The organism is Cupriavidus sp. 05T313 (assembly GCF_056396665.1).
Map to the genome: position 1 here is coordinate 1 of NZ_JBFTLX010000646.1, position 433 is coordinate 433.

Sequence of the window (433 nt, forward strand, 5' to 3'; positions counted from 1 at the left end):
AGTCGGGCACCGGCAAGGTGATGTGGCGCGCGTTGCAGGAAAGCGAGAATGCTCGCAACGCGGGATCCCAGCCGGCTGCGGCCTGACCCCATGGCGCTACGCCTCGGGCACGCCCCGGGGGCAAACCGGCGCGGCGTGCGCGGGTACATCAGTGCCCGCGCACGCGCACCAGCATCTTCACCATGGTCTTGTAGCTGCGCTCGCGCGCGTGGCGGGTCGGCGAGGTGCCGTCGCGGTCGGGAAGGTTGGCGTCCGCGCCAGCGTCGAGCAGCAACTGCACCGTGTCTTCATAGCGCGCGCTGCCATCGCCCATGACGATGGTTTCCAGCAGGGCGGTCCAGCCCTGGCGGTTGACATGGTCGACCGCGACGCCAGCCTTCAGCAACACCTTCACCACTTCGGTATTGCCATGCTCGCAGGCCACGATCAGGGC

1 protein-coding gene is annotated in these 433 nt (G+C 68.6%); it reads right to left on the reverse strand.

The features are described from left to right. Positions 1–148: 148 nt before the first annotated feature. Positions 149–433, reverse strand: a 285-nt coding sequence (locus AC1DKD_RS42170; protein WP_477144859.1) for an ankyrin repeat domain-containing protein, incomplete at its 5' end; no start/stop codon positions are given.